Source organism: Pseudonocardia sp. ICBG1142 (genome assembly GCF_020496255.1).
Classification (GTDB): domain Bacteria; phylum Actinomycetota; class Actinomycetes; order Mycobacteriales; family Pseudonocardiaceae; genus Pseudonocardia.
The window spans coordinates 89,945-108,201 of record NZ_JAHLJC010000030.1 but is presented as its reverse complement, the minus strand read 5'-3'; the positions used below and the strand labels follow the sequence as shown (position 1 = coordinate 108,201).

Sequence of the window (18,257 nt, the reverse complement as noted above, 5' to 3'; positions counted from 1 at the left end):
CGGTTCTTGACCGTGCCGCGGCGGCAGGGTGTCCGCTGGGTCCGGCGAGCCACCCGTCACGAGAGGAGAACGACGTGGACCGGACCACCGAACGCCGCACGACCGGGGAGGGCTGCCCCGTCGCGCGACTGGGGCGGCTGCGGGAGCAGGGACCCGTGGTGCCGTTCGACGACACCCCGATGGGGCCCGCGGTGCTGGTCACCCGGCACGACGACGTCCACGCCGTGCTGCTCGACCCGCGCCTGCGCAGCGATCCGGCCGCGGTACCCGGCGCCGGGCGGGGCATCGCGGGGGTGTTCGCGACGCTCGGGTTCCCCGACGCGCTCGCCCACCTCGGGCGGGGTCTGCTCGTCCGTGACGGCGAGGACCACGCTCGGCTGCGTCGGCTGGTCTCGCGCGCGTTCACCGTGCGCCGGGTCCGCGAGCTGCGTCCGCGGATCGAGGCGCTCACCGACGGTCTGCTCGACGACATCGCCGCCGCCGGTGCCGACGGCACCTCGGTCGACCTCGTCGCCGCGCTGTGCCACCCGCTGCCGATCGCGGTGATCTGCGAGCTGGTCGGCGTGCCGGAGCAGAGCCGGGAGGTCTGGCGGGCCCTGGCCCGGCTGCTCGTGGCCCCCGACCCCGCACGGATGCCCGCGGCGGCCCACGCCGTGCACGACCAGGTGCACGAGCTGATCGCGGCCCGGCGCGCGGACCCGGCCGACGACCTGGTCAGCGCCCTGGTCGCGGTGCACGACGACGGCGACCGGCTCGACGCCGACGAGCTCGCGGTGCTGCTGTTCGACCTGGTGCTGGCCGGGTTCGAGACGACCGCGCACGTCCTGTCCCGGGCCGCGCTGGTCCTGCTCACCCGCCCCGAGCAGCTCGCCGTGCTGCGGGACGAGCCGGAGCGCTGGCCGGTCGCGGTGCACGAGATCGTGCGGACCTGCGGAGCGGTGCCGATGTCCTCGCCGCGCTTCGCCGCCGTCGACCTCGACGTCGGTGGCACGACGGTCCCGGCGGGCAGCACGGTCGTCGCCGGGCTGGTGACGGCCAACTTCGACCCGCGCCGTCACGACCGGCCCGAGGAGTTCGACGTGACCCGCGACCCGGGCCGCGGCGAGGGGTACCTCGGCTTCGGGCAGGGCGCGCACTACTGCCTGGGCGCGGCCCTCGCCCGCACCGAGCTCGAGATCGGGCTGCGGGCACTGGTCACCCGGTTCCCCGCCCTGCGCCTCGCCGAGGTCGTCGAAGGTCCCGCCGACCTGGGGTTCGTGCGGGCGGACGCGGTGGAGGTGCGGGTGGACGCGCTCCCCGCCCACCACCACTCTGCCGGAATGGGCGGTGTGGGCCAGGATGTCCGGTGTGACCCGTGATCGCATCGCCTCCCGTGTCCGCCGCGCCGGGACGGCGGTGGCGGCGGTCGTCCTGATGGGCGTGGCGGGCTGCGGCGCCGCGGCGCCCGCGGCACCGGCCCCCGCACCGCCCGCGCCGTCCCCGGCCCGGACCGGGGACGGCGGTCTGCGGGTCACCCCCGTCGCGGGCGGGTTCTCCCACGTCTGGAGCGTCGGTGTGCTGCCCGACGGGCGCGCGCTGGTCACCGAGCGGTCCGGGCGCCTGTCGCTGCTCGCCTCGCTCGACCCGGGTACCGCGGTCACCCCGGTCGCCGCCGACCTCGGCGACGTGTTCGCCCGCGGCGAGGGCGGGCTGATGGGGCTGGCCGTGCACGCCGACTTCGCGACGTCGAACCGGTTCACCACCTGCCAGACCCACGCCGAGAACGGGAACCCGGTCGACGTCCGGCTGGTCACCTGGACGCTGTCCCCGGACGGCGCCACCGCGACCCGGGTCGCGGACCCGCTGGTCGGCGGGCTGCCGATCGCCTCGGGCGGGCGGCACTCGGGCTGCCGGGTCGCCGTCGACGACACCGGGGCGCTCGTCGTCGGGACCGGAGACGCGGCGATGCCCGCCACCCCGCAGGACCTCACCTCGCTCGGCGGCAAGACGCTGCGGGTCGACCCGGCCACCGGTGGGCCCGCGGCGGGCAACCCCTTCGCCGACGCCGCCGACCCGGCCCAGCGGCTCGTCCACACCTCCGGACACCGCAACGTTCAGGGCGTCGCGGTCGAGCCGGGCACCGGGCGGATCTTCACCGCCGAGCACGGCCCCACCCGCGATGACGAGGTGAACCTGCTGCGCCCGGGCGCCAACTACGGCTGGGACCCCTCGCAGGGCGGCACGGTGACCAGCTACGACGAGTCGGTCCCGATGACCGACCGGGACCGCTTCCCCGACGCCGTCCCCGCCGCGTGGTCCTCCGGTAGTCCGCCCGAGGCCCCGGCCGGCGCCGCGTTCCTCGACGGCGACGCATGGGGTCCGCGGAACGGGATGCTCGCCGTCGCCGCGTTGCGCGGGCAGAAGCTGCTGCTGATGCGCGTCGGCCCGGCGGGCACCGACGGCGCGGTCTCCGACGTCGAGATCCCGACGGAGCTCGACGGGGAGTTCGGGCGGCTGCGCGAGGTCTACTCCGCGCCGGACGGGGCCCTGCTGGTCACGACGTCCAACGGCGACGACGACCGGGTGCTCCGGGTCGACCCGAGCTGACCCGCGCGGGGGCCGGCCCGGGCCGGGGTGACGACGCGACCGGGTCCGAGGTCTGAACCGTCCGGGACCGGGTACGCGGCGCGGATGGTCGTGTTCGAGGAACCCGTCCCGGTGTCGCTCCCGGTGTCGCTCCCGGTGGCGGCGGCGCTGTCCGGGCTGTCCGCCTACGACGTCTGGGTCCGCTACGCCGGACTCGGCGGCACCGGCACCGAGCACGACGTCGCCGCCATGCTGGTCGACCCGGCCGTGACCGCCCCGGTCGACCGGGTCCTGCTCGCCCGGGTGCTCGACGCGCACCTGGTGGTGCTCGGGTGCCGTCGCCGGGTCCGTCCGGACACCGGCGACGACGCGGCCCCGCCCGCGGTGCCCTGAACCGGCCGGGTCAGCCGCGCACCGACCGGGCGAAACCGACGACGTCGCGCACGGCGTGGGCGTAGACGTCGGGCATGGCGTCGCGGAACAGGATCATGCCGACGTGGCAGAGCCCGGGGTACACCAGCCCGACCGAGGGGACCCCGGCGGCGAGCAGTCGCCGGTGGTGGGCAAGACCCTCGTCGCGCAGCGGGTCCAGCTCCGCGCAGGCGATCACGTGCGGCGGGAGCCCGTGCAGGTCCTCGGCCCGGGCGGCCGCGGCCCAGCAGGTCGGGTCCTCGGCGTGCGTGGAACCCGGGTCGTAGACCTCGGCGAGCAGCGGGAACAGCTCCCGGTTGAGCCAGTAGCGGTCGTTCTCCCACGGCGACGCCAGGTCCGCGGGCGCCCGGTCCCAGGACCCCAGTACGTACGGGCACTGGGCGTACACCCCGGCGATCCGCCCGGCCCAGCCGTCGCGGCGGGCCCGGACCGCCAGCCCGAGCGCGAGGTTCGCGCCGCCGGAGTCCCCGGTGACCACGACGTGCGTCCCGCCCAGCTCCGTGAGGTGCTCGTGCACCCAGTGCAGGCCGGTGACGCAGTCGTCGAGACCCGCCGGGAACGGGTGCGACCCGAGCCGCCCGCCGCCGTTGCGGTACTCGACCCCCACGACGACGGCGCCCTCCGCGGCCAGCTCGTCGCGCCACCGCACGTACAGCGGACCCTCGGCGGCCAGCATGACCATCCCGCCGCCGTGCACCTGGTAGATCACCGGCAGCGGCCCGTCCACGCCGGTCGGGCGGTGGACGTACAGGGTGATCTCGTGGCCGTCGGCCCCGGGCACGGTCCGGGTCGTGCGGTCGATGCCCGACATCGGCGCCCAGCCCGTGGACAGCGCGGCGAAGAACCCCTCGAAGCCCTCCTCGGCGGCGTCGACGAAGCCGAGCAGCGCCGGGCGGCCCGCGGTGCGGTCCAGCGGGGCGTCGTCGGCGTGCCCGGTCAGTCCGAAGCCCTCCAGCACCGCGACCATCCGCGGGTCGGCCCGCGGGTCGTCGCCGATCGTCATCGACGGGTTCCCGAGCCGGCCGGGTGCGCGGGTGGGGACGACGGCGTCGGTGCTCACGTGGGCTCCTCGGGCGGTGGGTGACACCGATCGTGTCCTGAGTCACACCCGTCCGTCAACCGAGTCGTCGCGGCGCGCCGGGACCGCCGGTTCGAGCAGGTGGACCTCGCGTTCGAGGTCGCCCATCCGGTCCCGCTTGACCGGCGGCGGCTCGGGCACGGGGCCGCCCTCGCGCAGGACCCGCACGGTGTCGGCGAGCCGGTCCACCCGGCGCAGGATGCCGTTGCGGTGCAGGAACCAGGCCAGGAACCGGGTCAGCACGGCGACCGCGAGCGCGATGCCGACCGACAGGTAGTCGCGGACGCGGATCTGGTTGATCTCGGCGATGCGGTCGTCGAGCAGCTGCCGCTCGCCGGTCCGCATCTGGTCGACGCGGCTGCGGATGCCGTCCATGAGGTTCTTGCCGTAGGCCAGGTCCCCGCGGATCTCGCCGCCGGTGTTCCCGCCCGCGGCGACGACGTCGCGCTGGCGGGCCAGGTCGGTCATCTGCTTCGACGTCAGGTCCCGCAGTTCGGCGATCCGGGCCAGCTTGTCCGTGCGCGGCTTCTCGCCGGGCTCCGCCGCGGCCAGCGACCCCAGATGCCCCAGGACCGTCGGGAGCTCCGCCGACGCGTCGGTGAAGGGCTCCAGGTACTCGGTGCGCCCGGTGAGCTGGTAGCCGCGGACGCCGGTCTCGGCGTCGACCATGAGCGTGGTGAGGTCACCGAGCGTGCCGGTCATCTCGAACTTGCGCTGGATGTCGGTCTCGATGTCGACGCGCTGCAGGTTCCCGGTCAGGGCCAGCCCGGCCGAGACCAGCACGGCCAGCAGCGGCAGCCCGATGGTGATGCGGCTCTGCACCCGCATGGGCAGGCCGTCCCAGTACCGCAGGACGGGTCGCGCCGGAGCGCTCAGGGTGTCGCGAAGGCTCCTGGCCACCGACGGAGTGTACGGAGGTGCCACCCCGGCCTGCCCGTCCGAGCGATCGTGGCCGGACCGGTCGTCCCGGGACGGGCAGTCGGGCTACGGCCCGGGGGTGCGGTCGGCGGCATCGGGGGCGGGTGTGGCGCGGACGACCGCCAGGACGGCGTCGACCAGCCGCGCGGTGTCGTGCTCGGGGTCCAGCGGCGCGCCGAGCTGGGCCCACAGGTACGCAGGGGCGATCACGAGCTCGACGAGCTGCATCCCGCTCACGCCCGTGACGCCGGCCGCCTCCAGCATCGCCCGGAAGTCGTCGACCCGCGGCTGCACGATCGCCATGACGTCGTGCGGGTCCGTCGACGCGCGGGTGGCGGCGAGCAGCGCCCGGAGCATCCCGAGCGCGTGCGGGCCGCTCAGGCTCGTCAGGAGCCGGCCGACGTACTCGGTGAGGTCGGCACGCAGATCACCGCTGGCCGGCACCGGCGACGAGGTCCGCACGTCGCCGACCACGACCTCCAGCAGCAGCGACTCGATGGTCCGCCACCGTCGATAGACGGTGGTGGGGTGCACCCCGGCGCGCTGGGCGACCGCGGGGATGGTGAGTTCCGCGTCCGGTTCGCCGAGCGTCTCCCGGACGGCGGCGAGCACGGCATCCCGGGTCCGCGCGGTGCGTCCACCCGGGCGTATCGATCCTGCGGTCTCGGGCACCCGCACATCTTAACGCATCGAAAGTTGCGTTTGCCGACGCCGTCGGCCTACGGTTAACGCAATTCGAGTTGCATGAGTGAGGAGCACGCTGATGGCACACGCACTCGTCGTCGGGGCCGGGATCGCCGGCGAAGCACTGGCGGTCGCCCTGGCCAGGGACGGATGGCGGGTCACCGTGGTCGAAGTCGCGCCGGAGATCCGTACCGGCGGTCAGACGGTCGACCTGCGCGGTGACTCCCGTCAGGTCCTGGTCGATCTGGGGCTGATCGACGAGGTGCTGGCGCATCTCGTGCCGCAGCGGGGGATCGCGTGGATCAGGGCCGACGGCAGCCGGATGGCCGAGATGCCGGTCGAGGCCTTCGGCGGCCGGGGGCTGATCTCGTCCGAGGAGCTGCTCCGGTCCGATCTCGCCCGGGTGCTCCACGGGGCGGCGGGTGCCGCGGGTGTCGAGTACCGGTTCGCCGACACCGTCGAGCAGCTGACCGACACGACGGAGGGCGTGGAGGTCCGATTCCGCTCGGGGCCGGTGGAGGTGTTCGACATCGTCGTCGGGGCGGACGGGTCGCACTCCCGCACCCGCTCCCTGCGGTTCGGCCCGGAGTCCGCCTACCGGAAGCCGCTGGGCCTGGCCCACGCCTGGTTCACCCTGCAGGAGGGTCCCGGGACACCGCCGCTGGACGGGTGGGCGCTGTCGTACAACGAGCCGGGGCGACGCGGACTGACCGCGCGCCCCGGGCACCCGGGACAGCAGGAGATCGGGATGACGTTCGCCTCCTCGACCGTCCCCCGTGCGCACGACGCGCGCCTCGCCGTGCTCGACGGCGCCTTCCACGGAGCCGGGTGGCGTGCCGCGGAGTTCCTCGCCGCCGCACGCACCGCCCCTGACCTCGCACTCGACACCTACGACCAGATCCACATCGACCGAGGGTGGTCCGACGGGCGGGTCGTGCTCGTGGGCGACGCCGCCTGGTGCGCGAGCCCGCTGAGCGGACTCGGTACCGCGCTGGGGCTGCGGGGGGCCGCGGAGCTCGCGGAGGCGTTGCGACGGCACGGGGTGTCGGCGGAGCCGACCGCGGAGCGGATCCGGGCGGCCTTCTCGAGCTTCGAGCAGGTGATGCGCCCCCGCGCGGCCGCGGCGCAGAAGCTCCTTCCCGGACGGGTCCGCATGGTGGCGCCGAAGACCCGGTGGGGCATCCGGGCCAATGCCATGGTGATGCGCGTCGTGCAGGCGCCCGCCTTCCTGCGCGTCGTGCGGTTCCTCGCCGGTGGTCGTGGCCACGGCGACGGCGCCGGTCCCGAGCCGTCCCACGCCGAGCGGTCCCGCCAGGCGGGGTGAGGGGTCTCAGACCCGGCGGTCCGCGAACGCCCCCGCGACGAGTGCGACGGCCCGGTCGGGGTCGGCGGCGAGCCGGCGCAGCGCCTCCCGCGGGCCCGGTCCGGGCAGCTCGACCAGTGCCTGCGCGACCCGGATGCGGGTCGCGGGGTCGGTCCCGTCCAGGTCGCCGGTGAGAGCGCCGAGGATCCGCCCTGCGCTCGCCGGGTCCGTGCGCGACAGCTCCGCGAGGACCTCCGCGGCCTCGACGTCGTCGTCCCCCGCCCGCACCATCGCGACCAGCTCCGGGACGGCGGCCACGGCCCCGGCCCGTCCTGCGGCCACCGCGGCGCGGCGGCGGACCCGGGGGTCCGGGTCGGCCAGCGCGTCGAGCAGCGCCGCGGTCGCCGACGGGACCGGTGCGGCGTCGGCGAGCGCGTCGACCGCGCGTCGCCGGACGGCCGGGTCGTCCGAGCCCAGACCGGCCGCGAGCGCGGCCGCGGCCGCGGCGTCCGGGTCGCCCGCCCGATCCAGCGCCGAGCGCAGCGCCCACCGCAGCGCCCCCGCGACGTGCGGGTCGGACTCGGCGAGGAACGAGCGGGCCAGCAGCTCCGCGGGCAGCGCCGGGCCGTCGGCCGTGGCCAGCGCGGCCTGCTGTCGGCGCCCCGCGGCCGGCGACCCGAGTGCCCGCAGCAGTCCGACGACGTCGACGACCTCGGTCCAGGTCCCCGCCCCGGCGGCGTCGACGGCGCGCAGCCGCGCGAGCAGCTCCCGTTCCCGTTCCAGGCGTTGTTCGGTGGCCCGGACCAGGTCCGCGACCAGCCCGGACGGGTCGAACCCCGGGTCGCGCAGGGCGTCGGCGACCTGGGCCAGGGACAGCCCGAGCGTCCGCAGGCCCTCCACGTGGAAGAGCCTGCGGACGTCGTCGGGGGAGTACTCGCGGTAGCCGCCGACGGTCCGCCCGGTCGGCCGGAGCAGACCGACGGCGTCGTAGTGGCGCAGCATCCGCACGCTCACCCCGCTGCGGCGCGCGACCTCACCGATCAGCACGCGGCCGCCTCGTGCCCCGGGTCGAGCGCGACCACCCGGCGCGCCTGTGCCACGGCGTCGTCGAACCCGGTGGTCGGGTCCTCGCGCAGCACCATCGTCGCCCGGGCGTGCGTGGCGACGTCCGGGGCGGGCCCTGCCGCAGCCCGGTCGAGGACGGTGTCGGCCGCCGCGCCGAGGTCGGCCAGCGCCCGGGACAGGCTCAGCCGCACCGCCCGGTCGCCGCGGCCCAGCTGCCGGCCGAGCTCCTCGGCGAGCCCGGCGCGACCGGCCTCGGGAACGAGCACGACGGCGGTGCGCCACGCGGTGCGGGCCACCTCGTCGTCGGGGTCGTGCAGCAGGGCGGGCGTGACCCGGTCCGCGGTCGCCGGGTCGGCGATCTTGGACAGGGTGTGCAGCGCCTGGGCCCTGGCCTGCGACGACGACGAGCCGAGCTCGGCATCGAGCCGGGGCAGCACGTCCGCGGCCGGGAGCCGGGTCAGCGCCCAGGACAGCATGTCCCGGACGAAGAAGTCCGGCTCCTCCCCGCAGCGGCGCACCAGGGTGTCGAGCAGGGCGGGGTCGGGGGCCGACCCGGCGGCGAGCGCGGCCCGCAGCCGGACCGACGGGTCGGCGGCGGACAGGGACGCGGTGATCTCCGGTGGTGTCATGACCACCACCCCAGTGCCTGTCACGGTGTCAGGGTCAAGTCCGTCGCTCCCCGGGCGCAAGCGGTGGCGACGACGGAGGATCGGCGTAGCACTCGGCCACCGCGCGCGCCCTGTCGTGCAGTGCGGCCCGCAGCCAGGGCGGACCCAGGGCCTCTCCCGCCGCGCCGAGCCGCCACAGCGCCCATTCGGCGTGCCTGCGGTCCTGGAACGCGAGGTCGAGGCGCAGGAACCCGTCGTCGTCGACGGTCTCGGCGTGCACCGCGACCGCGGTGCCGGTCAGCATCTCGCGGTGCGACGGGTCCACCCGGACCGTGACGCGCACCTGGTCCGGCCCGGCTCGGAACCGGGCGGCGTGGTCGCGCCAGGCGCGGTCCAGGTCGACCCGGTCCGGCCGGTTCGCCGGCTCGAGGAGCACGTCGGCCGCGGTGATCCGGGACAACCGGTAGGTGCGCTGCTCTCCCGTACGGATCGCCAGCAGGTAGCCCGTCCCACGGACGGTCACCAGCCCGACCGGGTCGACCGTGCGCCACCGCTCCGGCGTCCCCCGGGCGGCGTACTGGATGCGCAGCCGGCGCCCTTCCAGGACGGCTCTCCGCACCGGTCCGACGACGGCGCCCGGCACGTCCTCCTCGGGGCGTCGGCGGGCGAGCAGGTCGGTGTCGGGTTCGACGAGTAGTCGCTCCGCGACATCGGCGGCCGGGTGCCCCGGGGGCAGCGCGTCGACGACCTTGAGTACCGCCGACGCGAGCGCCGAGCCGAGGCCGAACGCCTGCACCCCGTGCTGTGACCCGGCCGCGAGCAGGGCGACCGCCTCGTCGTGGGTGAGCCCGGTGAGCTCGGTGCGGAACCCGGGCAGCAGCTCGAAGCCGCCCTGCGGCCCGCGCTGCGCGTGCACCGGCACTCCGGCCGAGGACAGCGCGTCGATGTCGCGCAGCACGGTGCGGGTCGACACCTCCAGCTCGGCGGCCAGGGCCGAGGCGGACATCCGGCCACGCCGGCGCAGGAGCAGCACCAGTGAGACCAACCGGTCGGCGCGCACCGGGAGAACCTAGACGTACACGACAGGGGATGTCGTGTACGGGCGCGACGCTGGATTCCACACAGGAGGAAAGGAAGCACCGATGACGGTGGAACGGATCTCGGTCAACCCCGTGACCTGGTCACAGCCGATGGGGTTCGACCAGGCGGTCGTCGTGTCCGGCGCGGGCCGGACCGTGTACTGCTCGGGGCAGACCGCCATGAGTGCGGACGGCGCGCCGCTGCACGACGGTGACCTGCCCGCCCAGCTCGCGACGAGTCTGGACAACCTGGAGGGGGTCCTCGTTGCCGCGGGCACCGGCCTCGCCGGTCTGGTACGGCTGACCGTGTACGCGACCGACGTCGACGCCCTGCTGGAGCACTACGGCGTGCTCGCCGCCCGGCTGGGCGCGGCCGGTGTCGCTCCGGCCACGACGGTGCTCGGGGTGACCCGGCTCGCGGTCCCCGGTCAGCTGGTCGAGCTGGAGGGGACCGCGGCGATGTGACCGGTCGGACCCGCCGCCACCGCTCGGGGCCCCGGCGCGGGCGGGGCCCCGGGAGCGACGTCAGGCCGGGGTGATGACCACCTTGAGCGCCTGGTTGGCCGCGGCGTTCTTGAACACGTCGTAGGCCTCGTCCATCTGGTCGAAGGTGAACGAGTGGGTGCCCATCTTCTCCGTCGGGATCCGCCCGCCCGCGACCATCTTGAGCAGCGTCGGGATGGACACGGTGTCGACCAGGCCCATGGTCAGCGTGACGTTGGAGATCCACATGTCCTGCATCGGCAGCTCCACCGGGGTGCCGTGGACACCCACGTTGGCGATCGTGCCGCCCGGGCGCACCAGCGACGCCGCGGTCAGCAGCGTCTCCGGGTAGCCGACGGCCTCGATCGCGACGTCCACGCCGAGTCCGTCGGTCAGCGCGGTCACGTCCGCGACGGTGCCCGGCCCCACCTCGACGCTGTCGGTGGCGCCGAACTCGATGGCCTTCTCCAACCGGAACTTGTTGGAGTCGATCGCGATGACCTTCGACGCGCCCCACAGGCCGGTCGTGAGGATCGCCGAGAGCCCGACCGCACCCGCGCCGACGACCGCGACGGTGTCGCCCGGCCGCACGTTCCCGGCGAGCACACCGACCTCGTAGCCGGTCGGCAGCGAGTCGGCGAGGAAGATCGCCTGCTCGTCGGTGACCGACTCCGGCACCGCGTAGAGCGAGGTGTCGGCGTAGGGGACCCGTACGTACTCGGCCTGGGTGCCGTCGATGAGGTGGCCGAAGATCCAGCCGATCCCGCCGACGGTCTGGCAGTGCGACGGCATGCCGCGCTGGCAGTAGTCGCAGCGGCCGCACTTGGTGATCGCCGGGACGAGGACGCGGTCGCCGACGGCGAAGCCGGACACGGCGTCACCGACGGCGGTGATCGTGCCGACGGCCTCGTGGCCGAGGATGCGGCCGTCGGTGACGGCCGGGACGTCGCCCTGCAGGATGTGCAGGTCGGTGCCGCAGATCGTGGTGGTGCCGACCTTGACGATCACGTCGGTGGGGTCCTGGATCGTCGGGTCCGGGACCTCCTCCCAGGACTTGGCGTCCGGTCCGTGGTAGACGAGTGCCTTCATCTGCTCACTCCGTTGGTCGCAGGGGGTGCCGAGGGCGTCGGCGGACCCGACGCTAATGCGGGAGTGCGCATGTGACTGTCCCGTTCTGGGACGACTCCGCGGGCGGCACGAGCCCCGGCGACGGCCGTGTGTCCCGGCCCCGGGACACCTCAGCCGATGTAGCTGATCCCGAACGCGTCGATCTTGCGGTAGAGCGAGGACCGGGCGATCCCCAGCAGCTCGGCGGCCTGGTAGCGGTTGCCGCGCGCCTCGTAGAGGGCCTGGATGATCACGTCGCACTGCGCCGCCTCCAGCATCGACATCCGCGGTGCGCCGCCGGTGAAGCACGACGACGGCAGGTCCGGTGCCTGCACGACGCCGACCGGCTTGCGGGCGATGACGTAGCGCAGGACGTCCTCCAGCTCGCGCAGGTTCCCCGGCCAGGCGTAGCCCTCCAGGACCCGCACCACCTGCATGCTCAGGCTCAGCGACCGGCCGCCGGACAGTGAGTGCAGCACCGACCGCGCGAGCTCCCCGAGCTCGTCGGCCCGGTACCGCAGTGCGGGCACCCGGACCGTGTCGTGGAAGTGCCGCAGCAGCAGCCCGTAGGGCCGGGTGGCGTCGACCGATGGCGTGTCGATGCAGCCGACGACGGTCGGTGCCGCCGGGGTGGACACCAGGAGCCGCAGCGACTCGTCGAGGCGCCGCGCGGCGACCGACCCGAGCATCGCGAGCCGGCGCAGGACGAGCAGCCGTGGCCGGTCCTCGTCGGTGCCGCGGACCGTCGGCAGGAGGGGGCCACCGGACTCCGCGATCCGCGCGCAGTCGAGCACCTGCACCGTCCCGGTCGGGTGGCTGCGGCGGAACTGTTCGACGGCGAGGGTCTGCTTCCCGACGCCCGGCTCGCCGACGAGGAGCAGGTGCCTGGTCCGGGCGGTGACGGCGGTCGCGACATCGCGGCGGGCGCGCAGGTAGGGGCTGAGGAGCTCCCGGTTCGCGCGTCGCCGCACCTCGGCGGCGGCGCCGTCGGCGTGCGCGTCCCGGAAGTCGGCCGCGAAGTCCCGGCGCGCGGTCGGCGCGACGTGCGACCCCTGGCGACGCATCGCGTCCGTCGTCCGGGACCCGGCCGGTACGCCCACGCTGCGCCGCCCGGCGCTGACGTGGCCCACGACGGCGCCGCCGTCCCGGACGACGGAGGTGGCGACGTCGTCGCGGCGGCCCGACGGCAGGTCGGCGGTGGACCCGGCGGGCGGCGGCTCGGCGAGGGCGGCGTCGGCGAGCGCCCGGTCGAGGAGGTGGTCCCGGTCCTCGCGGGGCAGGGCCCGGAACCCGGGACTGCACAGGGTCGCCCGGCCGTCGGTCGCGACGACCCACTCCGCCCCGGACCGTTCGCAGACGTCGTCGAAGCGGGCGTGCAGCAGCCGCCCGGCCCGGTGCGCGCGGTCCCGGACGTGCTCGCCGATCTGGCGGGCCAGCTCCGCGGCGACGGCCGCGCGCAGTGCCGAGCCGCCGCCCGGCGCCGACAGGTGCGCCACGACCACCACCGTCTGCGGGTCCGCGTCGGTGTCCGACGGCACCGGTGCGGCGGCCTCGGCCAGGCAGGCGAGGTCGGGGTGCAGGTGCTCGGGACCGTCCACCCGGGCGGCGCGACCGGTGGCCCGCACCAGCGCGGACGCCGTCGTCGCCACGTCCTGCTCGGCGATCCGGAAGCCCGGCGCGACCAGGACGGCGTCGAGCAGCGTGGCGAGGTCCGGGCAGGCGTCGCGGCGGACGCGGACCACCCCGTCGCCGTCGACGAGCAGTACCGAGCAGCCCAGGTCGTCGGCGCCGGCGAGGAAGCGGTCGAAGACCTCGCCGGCCTCGGCGACGGCGGCGTGCCCCGGCTCGTGCCCGACGTAGGTCGCGGACCGGGCCAGGTCGACGCCCAGGTCGAGCGCCCGCTGCCAGGACTCCGCGACGACCGGGCGGACGTGGGCGCCCGCGGCACCGACGTGCCGGGTGTGCCGCGCCCGCCGGGCGGCGGCCTCGACCCCGGCGCCGGTATCCACGGATCGAGCGTAGCCAGCCGGCGCCACGCGCCGCGAGGACCGTCGGCAGCCGGCGTCCGTCGGCCGCGCTCCCCGATCCCGGCAGTACGGTCTCGTGGGGCAGCCCGGCTACGCAGGGAAATCGGCGCTGCGCGACAGGTCTTCGTTCCTCCGGATCTCGGCCAGATCCTTCTCCAGAGTCTCGACCACGGCGTCGTATCCGCTGTTGCCCAGGACCAGCCGGCGGGGCGGCGGATCCTGCGACATCGCCGTGATCACCGCACGGGCGCCGCGGTGCGGGTCGCCGGGCTGCACGCCGTCCATCCCGACGAAGACGGCCCGGACCTGCTCCAACATCTCGTGGTAGACCGGGATCGCCTCCTCGACGGCTTCGTCGGCGAACCCGGTGTAGGCGTTGGTGCGGAACGCTCCCGGTTCGACGGTCAGTACGGAGATGCCCTGGGCGGCGACCTCGTCGCGCAGCGCGTCGGTGACGGCTTCGACGGCGAACTTCGTCGCGCTGTAGTAGCCGAATCCGGGCGCCGAGACGAGTCCGGCCACCGAGGACACGTTGACGATCCACCCGTCGCCGCGGGCACGCATCCCCGGCAGCACGGCACGCGTCACGGAGAGCACGGCGAAGAAGTTCAGCTCGAACATCGCCCGCATCGCGGACTCGTCCATCGCCTCGATGGATCCGTACCAGCCGCGGCCGGCGTTGTTGACCAGCACGTCGATACCGCCGAAGTGCTCCTCGGCCGTGCGAACGGCGCGCTGCACCTGTGCCGCGTCGGTGAGCTCCAGCGGCACGACGAGAACGCGGTCGCCGTACCGCTCCGCCCAGGTCGCCAACTCCGTGGGGCGGCGGGAGGTCAGCACCACGCGGTCTCCGGTGTCGAGCGCGGCCTCGGCGAAGGCAATCCCGAAGTTGCCGGGTGTGCCACCGGTGATGAACCATCGCCGGGTCACGGCTCGATCACCAGCCGACGGATCGCCGCACCATCGAGGGTGAAGCGGTAGTTCAGGTCGACGACCCCGCCCGGGAAGTCGCCCTCCAGGTGCTGTCCGACGTCGACGCCCGTGGCGGTCGTGGACGCACCGGTGAACTCGGCGGTGTAGGTGTACTCGGTGACCGCGGTCGCCAGCCAGGCCCTGATCTCGTCGGTGCCCGCGTGGTCGTGGCCGTCATCGGTCACCACGGCGTCGGGGGTGAAGGTGGCGAGCGCCCGATCGAACTCCCGGGAGTCGAGTGCGCCCATGAACGTTCTCACGGTTTCCGGGAGTGTTTCCCATTCTGCTGTGGACATGGCGCCACGATGGAGCTTCACGTGAGGGGAAGGTCAACCCGTGATCGCGGGAATGCCGCGACGTTGACCTTGCCCCAGGGGGAGGGTCCAGGGTTTGTCCCGCTCGACGCAGGTGACGCCACGCAGAGGAGGACGCGATGGGAGCCCAGGTCTCGATCGGTGACTTCGCGCTGATGAGCGGCCTGAGCCGCAAGGCGCTACGCCACTACCACGACATCGGGATCCTCGAACCGGCCCACATCGACCCCGACACCGGCTACCGCTTCTACGACACCGGCCAGGTCGACCATGCGCACATTATCCGCCGGTTCCGCTCGCTGGGCATGTCCATTCCGGACATCAAGGCGCTCCTGAGCACCGACGATGCCGGGGCACGCACCGAGATCATCACCACCCATCTCGAACAGATGGAGGCTGCGCTCGCCCAGACCCGTGACACCGTGGGGGCCCTGCGTGAACTGCTCACCCCGACGAGACCTCCCACCGACGTCACGTTGCGCCACGAGCCGGCGCTCCCCGTGTGGTCCATCAGCGCCGTCATCGACGTTTCCGAGATCGACGACTGGTTCACAGCGTCACTGTGGACACTGCACCAGGCCGTCGCCCCGGCCCCGGGCCCGCCTGACGCGATGGTGCCGGGCGGCCTCTACGAGAGAGCACTGTTCCTCGAACAGCAGGGCCGCGCCACCATGTTCGTCCCCGCGCCACCGTCCATCGATCCGCCCGAGGGGGTCCAGGCCGAGGTCCTCCCCAGGACCGAGTTCGCGGTGCTCACCCATCCCGGCGGCCACGACGGCATCGACCGCAGCTACGCGGCCCTGGGGATCTATGTCAACGAGCATCTGATCAGCAGGCAGGGACCCATCCGCGAACACTATGTCGGCGGCACTCCCACGGATCCGGCCCGGTTCACCGCCACCGAGATCTGCTGGCCGATCTTCGGCACCACCGCATCATCGGAATGAGCGGAGACCGCTGAGCGTCGTCCACTCGTACCCGCCGCCGTGAATCACCGGGGTCAGCCGGTGCTCGGCAGGTCCCGCACGAAGGTCAGGACGGCCTGCGCGAGCCGCTCCGGCTGGTCGAACGGGAGACCGTGCCCGGCGTCGTCGACCTGGTGGACCCGCAGGAGCGGGTTGAGCTCGCACAGCTCGGTGGCCACGCCGAGGGTGACCACGGGCTTGTCGCCGATGACGAGCAGCGTCGGCACGTCGAGCGCGCTGACCAGCTCACGGTACGGCGGGTTGGGCGGCGTCAGGACGTCGAACGCGGCCGGGCTCGTGCTCAGTCGCGCGTCCACCTGCAGCTCGACGAGCTCCGGTGAGCGATGTGCGTGCCGCGCGAGCGCGTCGTCCAGGAGCGCCGACCTCCCCTGGTGCAGGGCGTGGCGGTGCTGCTCGGCGACGTCACTCTCGTACACCTGCTGTTGCCACTCGCTGCTCAGGAAGGTGGGATCCACGAGGACGAGCCCGCGCACCAGGTGACCGATCCGGGTCGCGGCCAGCGCTGCCGTCATGCCGCCCATCGAGTGACCGATCAGCACCGGGCGACGAAGGCCCAGCTCCTGGATCAAGCCGCCCACGTCAGCGGCGAGATCCGGGTAGCGGTAGCCGGAGTCCGGAGCACTTGAGCGCCCGTGCCCGCGCGCGTCGGGCATGATCACGTCCAGCTCCGCCTCGAGCACGCGAGCCACCGGCGTCCAGCCTGCTCCACTGCCCATCAGGCCGTGGAGCAGTAGGGCGGGAGGCTTGTCCTGACCGGTCCGGAGGTAGGAGATCGTCACGCCGTTCACCTCGGCGTCGAAGGTGGGCCAGGACGGCATGACGGGGATGCTACGCAGCGAGTGACCGGCCCACGGGGTCGCGCACCACGGTGCGCAGGTGGTCCTGCGGCGTGCTGGCGGTGAACGGTTGTGGACCGTTCCTGTCCGAAACCCCCGCCTATCCTGCGACGGTGCTCAGCGCCTCGCACCGGCTCCTCCAGCTCCTCACGGTCCTGTCGACCCGCCCGGAGTGGTCGGGCGCCGAGCTGGCGGACCGGCTGGGCGTCCACGAGCGGACCGTCCGCCGCGACGTCGTCAAGCTCCGCGAGCTCGGGTACGGCGTCGAGACCTCGACCGGACCGTTCGGTGGGTACCGGCTCGTCGCCGGGGCACGGATGCCCCCACTGAGCCTCGACGACGACGAGGCGCTGGCCACCGCGATCGCGCTCCGCCGGCTCGCGTGGAGCCACCCCGACGGCGAGGGACGCGCGGCGCCGGCGGCCCTGTCGAAGCTGCGCCGCTCGTTGCCGCCCCGGGCGGCCGAGGCCCTCGGCCGGTTCGACCGCGCGATCGCCGAGGCGGGGGAGCGGCCGGACACCCACGGCGAGGTGGATCCGGACATCCTGACCGCACTCGCCGGCGCCTCCCGGACCCGTGACCGCGTCCGGTTCCGCTACCGCGACCGCCGCGGGACGGGGAGCACCCGCGCGGTGGAGCCCGAGCAGGTCGTCCGCACCGCGCACCGGTGGTACCTCGTCGCCTGGGACCTCGACCGCCGGGACTGGCGGGTGTTCCGGGTCGACCGCGTCGACGGCGTCGTCGTCACCGGGCCGGCGGACCCGCGCCGCCGGGAGGTCGACGCGACGGCCCTGGTCGAGCAGGCGATCACCACCACGCCCTACGCGACCTACGCCGAGGTCGAGATCCACCGCTCCCTCGACGAGACCCGCGCCCTGCTCCCGGCCACCATCGCGCGGCATCGCGCCGACGGCCCGGACCGGACCCTGAGCACGATCGGCGGGCTCGACGCGCGGTGGATCGCGGAGTTCCTGCTCCGGCTCGGGGTCACGTTCCGGGTGCTCGGGCCCGACGACGTCCGGGAGCACGTCGTGGCCCGGTTGGAGGAGCTGCTGGCGTTGCAGCGCGCCCCGTGACGCGGGCCACCACTGCTGGTTCCAGACAGGTCCGGTCCGGAACCGGACCTAGCGTCATCGTCACACGAGACGAAGGGCCTGACCATGACCGACGGACTGTCCGACGCGCGCAGCCGCGCCCGCGAGGTGCGGGCGCTCTACGAGCAGCTCGAGGACCGGCTGCTGGGACGCACCTGGACCCTCCCGGAGCTGGCGCTCGGGTTCACCCACGACGCCGCCTACGTCGGGCGGCTGGTGCTCGCGGCCGAACGCACCTGGGACATCGACGGCGACACCGACGCCGAGCTGCGGCACAAGCTCGCCGAGTGCCTGTGGTGGCTCTTCGTGCTCGCCGACCGGCTCGACGTCGTCCTCCCCGAGGCCTACGGCGCCACGATGCAGCGCATCGGGGACGGGCTGCGGCGCGCGGTCGCCGACGGGGCCGGATGACGTCGCGCCCGCGACTGCAGGCGAGGTGCGCGACGGGCCCTCAGCCCCCGGGGCGGCCGAGCCGGTGGTGCCGGATGCGCGCCTTCATCTCGGCGACGCCGTCGGCGAACCGCTGTGCATAGATCACTTCGACGGCGGCGGCACCGGCCGCCGTGACCGCACCGTCGGCGTCGATCAGCCCGCGGTCGTGCAGCTGCCGGGCCACCGGGGCCCGCAGCTGGTCGACCCGGGCGTCCCGGCCGTCGAGCAGCTCCAGCGCCCGTGCCTGCTCGGTGGACAGGTACATCGGCTCACC

The 18,257-nt window shown here is 74.4% G+C and carries 20 protein-coding genes; 8 read left to right on the top strand and 12 right to left on the bottom strand.

The genetic code is table 11. The annotated features are described in order from the left end of the window. The first annotated feature begins 74 nt into the window (after positions 1 to 74). The 3 genes from KPL59_RS36915 to KPL59_RS14520 all read left to right on the top strand — a co-directional run bounded on the left by KPL59_RS36915 (position 75) and on the right by KPL59_RS14520 (position 2,958). Positions 75 to 1,358, top strand: a complete 1,284-nt coding sequence (locus KPL59_RS36915; protein WP_226361109.1) for a cytochrome P450 — start codon at positions 75 to 77, stop codon at positions 1,356 to 1,358. After that, a complete protein-coding gene (locus tag KPL59_RS14525; RefSeq protein ID WP_226361108.1) occupies positions 1,339 to 2,586 on the top strand; it encodes a sorbosone dehydrogenase family protein in 1,248 nt (415 codons plus the stop codon). Before KPL59_RS36915 ends, KPL59_RS14525 begins: the two co-directional genes overlap by 20 nt. Before the next feature lie 84 nt (positions 2,587 to 2,670). After that, on the top strand, positions 2,671 to 2,958 hold the full coding sequence (locus tag KPL59_RS14520; protein ID WP_226353579.1) for a hypothetical protein: 288 nt from the start codon (positions 2,671 to 2,673) through the stop codon (positions 2,956 to 2,958). A gap of 10 nt (positions 2,959 to 2,968) precedes the next feature. Here the strand turns inward: KPL59_RS14520 and KPL59_RS14515 are convergent, their stop codons facing one another. From KPL59_RS14515 to KPL59_RS35710, 3 genes are all read right to left on the bottom strand, one after another. After that, positions 2,969 to 4,057 carry an alpha/beta hydrolase fold domain-containing protein gene (locus KPL59_RS14515; RefSeq protein ID WP_226361107.1) on the bottom strand — a complete coding sequence of 363 codons (1,089 nt, stop codon included), beginning with the start codon at positions 4,055 to 4,057 and terminating at the stop codon, positions 2,969 to 2,971. A 42-nt stretch (positions 4,058 to 4,099) separates the two neighbouring features. Further along, the gene (locus KPL59_RS14510) at positions 4,100 to 4,975 is read right to left on the bottom strand and encodes a CHASE3 domain-containing protein (RefSeq protein WP_226361106.1); all 876 of its coding nucleotides are present in this window, start codon (positions 4,973 to 4,975) and stop codon (positions 4,100 to 4,102) included. Between the two features lie 84 nt (positions 4,976 to 5,059). Beyond that, positions 5,060 to 5,665, bottom strand: coding sequence for a TetR/AcrR family transcriptional regulator (locus KPL59_RS35710; RefSeq protein WP_226361105.1), 606 nt, complete (start codon positions 5,663 to 5,665; stop codon positions 5,060 to 5,062). A gap of 91 nt (positions 5,666 to 5,756) precedes the next feature. Here KPL59_RS35710 and KPL59_RS14500 point away from each other — a divergent pair, with 91 nt between their 5' ends. Continuing rightward, on the top strand, positions 5,757 to 7,001 hold the full coding sequence (locus KPL59_RS14500; RefSeq protein WP_226361104.1) for an FAD-dependent monooxygenase: 1,245 nt from the start codon (positions 5,757 to 5,759) through the stop codon (positions 6,999 to 7,001). Between the two features lie 6 nt (positions 7,002 to 7,007). Here KPL59_RS14500 and KPL59_RS14495 read toward each other — a convergent pair whose 3' ends face one another. Genes KPL59_RS14495 through KPL59_RS14485 form a run of 3 tightly spaced genes read right to left on the bottom strand, consistent with a single transcriptional unit; the run spans position 7,008 to position 9,713 of the window. Beyond that, positions 7,008 to 8,027, bottom strand: a complete 1,020-nt coding sequence (locus KPL59_RS14495) for a MerR family transcriptional regulator (protein ID WP_226361103.1) — start codon at positions 8,025 to 8,027, stop codon at positions 7,008 to 7,010. Continuing rightward, positions 8,021 to 8,674 (bottom strand): HEAT repeat domain-containing protein, encoded by a 654-nt coding sequence (locus KPL59_RS14490; RefSeq protein ID WP_226361102.1) that lies wholly within the window; start codon positions 8,672 to 8,674, stop codon positions 8,021 to 8,023. Before KPL59_RS14490 ends, KPL59_RS14495 begins: the two co-directional genes overlap by 7 nt. Before the next feature lie 34 nt (positions 8,675 to 8,708). Further along, the gene (locus KPL59_RS14485) at positions 8,709 to 9,713 is read right to left on the bottom strand and encodes a YafY family protein (protein WP_226361101.1); all 1,005 of its coding nucleotides are present in this window, start codon (positions 9,711 to 9,713) and stop codon (positions 8,709 to 8,711) included. An 88-nt stretch (positions 9,714 to 9,801) separates the two neighbouring features. On the opposite strand from KPL59_RS14485, the gene KPL59_RS14480 reads away from it, so the two are divergent. Continuing rightward, positions 9,802 to 10,197 carry a RidA family protein gene (locus KPL59_RS14480; protein WP_226362081.1) on the top strand — a complete coding sequence of 132 codons (396 nt, stop codon included), beginning with the start codon at positions 9,802 to 9,804 and terminating at the stop codon, positions 10,195 to 10,197. A 60-nt stretch (positions 10,198 to 10,257) separates the two neighbouring features. Here KPL59_RS14480 and KPL59_RS14475 read toward each other — a convergent pair whose 3' ends face one another. The 4 genes from KPL59_RS14475 to KPL59_RS14460 all read right to left on the bottom strand — a co-directional run bounded on the left by KPL59_RS14475 (position 10,258) and on the right by KPL59_RS14460 (position 14,569). Beyond that, on the bottom strand, positions 10,258 to 11,304 hold the full coding sequence (locus KPL59_RS14475) for an alcohol dehydrogenase catalytic domain-containing protein (protein WP_226361100.1): 1,047 nt from the start codon (positions 11,302 to 11,304) through the stop codon (positions 10,258 to 10,260). Positions 11,305 to 11,453: 149 nt separating this feature from the next. Continuing rightward, a complete protein-coding gene (locus KPL59_RS36910; protein WP_226361099.1) occupies positions 11,454 to 13,331 on the bottom strand; it encodes a helix-turn-helix domain-containing protein in 1,878 nt (625 codons plus the stop codon). Positions 13,332 to 13,439: 108 nt separating this feature from the next. Continuing rightward, a complete protein-coding gene (locus KPL59_RS14465) occupies positions 13,440 to 14,279 on the bottom strand; it encodes an SDR family NAD(P)-dependent oxidoreductase (RefSeq protein ID WP_226361098.1) in 840 nt (279 codons plus the stop codon). Further along, entirely contained in the window at positions 14,276 to 14,569 is a 294-nt protein-coding gene (locus tag KPL59_RS14460) for a nuclear transport factor 2 family protein (RefSeq protein ID WP_020622167.1), read from the bottom strand. The genes KPL59_RS14465 and KPL59_RS14460 overlap by 4 nt, the downstream gene beginning before the upstream one ends. A gap of 185 nt (positions 14,570 to 14,754) precedes the next feature. On the opposite strand from KPL59_RS14460, the gene KPL59_RS14455 reads away from it, so the two are divergent. Next, complete coding sequence (locus tag KPL59_RS14455) at positions 14,755 to 15,582, top strand: MerR family transcriptional regulator (protein WP_226352913.1); 828 nt, start codon at positions 14,755 to 14,757, stop codon at positions 15,580 to 15,582. Positions 15,583 to 15,635: 53 nt separating this feature from the next. Here KPL59_RS14455 and KPL59_RS14450 read toward each other — a convergent pair whose 3' ends face one another. Next, positions 15,636 to 16,439, bottom strand: coding sequence for an alpha/beta fold hydrolase (locus KPL59_RS14450; protein WP_226352912.1), 804 nt, complete (start codon positions 16,437 to 16,439; stop codon positions 15,636 to 15,638). Positions 16,440 to 16,570: 131 nt separating this feature from the next. Here KPL59_RS14450 and KPL59_RS14445 point away from each other — a divergent pair, with 131 nt between their 5' ends. Both KPL59_RS14445 and KPL59_RS14440 read left to right on the top strand, forming a co-directional pair. Further along, positions 16,571 to 17,533 (top strand): YafY family protein, encoded by a 963-nt coding sequence (locus tag KPL59_RS14445; protein WP_226352911.1) that lies wholly within the window; start codon positions 16,571 to 16,573, stop codon positions 17,531 to 17,533. An 84-nt stretch (positions 17,534 to 17,617) separates the two neighbouring features. After that, positions 17,618 to 17,962 carry a hypothetical protein gene (locus KPL59_RS14440; RefSeq protein ID WP_226352910.1) on the top strand — a complete coding sequence of 115 codons (345 nt, stop codon included), beginning with the start codon at positions 17,618 to 17,620 and terminating at the stop codon, positions 17,960 to 17,962. A 40-nt stretch (positions 17,963 to 18,002) separates the two neighbouring features. Here KPL59_RS14440 and KPL59_RS14435 read toward each other — a convergent pair whose 3' ends face one another. Then, positions 18,003 to 18,248 carry a hypothetical protein gene (locus tag KPL59_RS14435; protein WP_226361097.1) on the bottom strand — a complete coding sequence of 82 codons (246 nt, stop codon included), beginning with the start codon at positions 18,246 to 18,248 and terminating at the stop codon, positions 18,003 to 18,005. Positions 18,249 to 18,257 lie beyond the last annotated feature (9 nt).

Coding starts and splice junctions, on each gene's coding strand:
- KPL59_RS14525 (WP_226361108.1), top strand. CDS start 1,339: ATGTCCGGTGTGACCCGTGATCGCATCGCCTCCCGTGTCCGCCGCGCC.
- KPL59_RS14520 (WP_226353579.1), top strand. CDS start 2,671: ATGGTCGTGTTCGAGGAACCCGTCCCGGTGTCGCTCCCGGTGTCGCTC.
- KPL59_RS14500 (WP_226361104.1), top strand. CDS start 5,757: ATGGCACACGCACTCGTCGTCGGGGCCGGGATCGCCGGCGAAGCACTG.
- KPL59_RS14490 (WP_226361102.1), bottom strand. CDS start 8,674: ATGACACCACCGGAGATCACCGCGTCCCTGTCCGCCGCCGACCCGTCG.
- KPL59_RS14475 (WP_226361100.1), bottom strand. CDS start 11,304: ATGAAGGCACTCGTCTACCACGGACCGGACGCCAAGTCCTGGGAGGAG.
- KPL59_RS14460 (WP_020622167.1), bottom strand. CDS start 14,569: ATGGGCGCACTCGACTCCCGGGAGTTCGATCGGGCGCTCGCCACCTTC.
- KPL59_RS14455 (WP_226352913.1), top strand. CDS start 14,755: ATGGGAGCCCAGGTCTCGATCGGTGACTTCGCGCTGATGAGCGGCCTG.
- KPL59_RS14450 (WP_226352912.1), bottom strand. CDS start 16,439: ATGCCGTCCTGGCCCACCTTCGACGCCGAGGTGAACGGCGTGACGATC.
- KPL59_RS14440 (WP_226352910.1), top strand. CDS start 17,618: ATGACCGACGGACTGTCCGACGCGCGCAGCCGCGCCCGCGAGGTGCGG.
- KPL59_RS14435 (WP_226361097.1), bottom strand. CDS start 18,248: ATGTACCTGTCCACCGAGCAGGCACGGGCGCTGGAGCTGCTCGACGGC.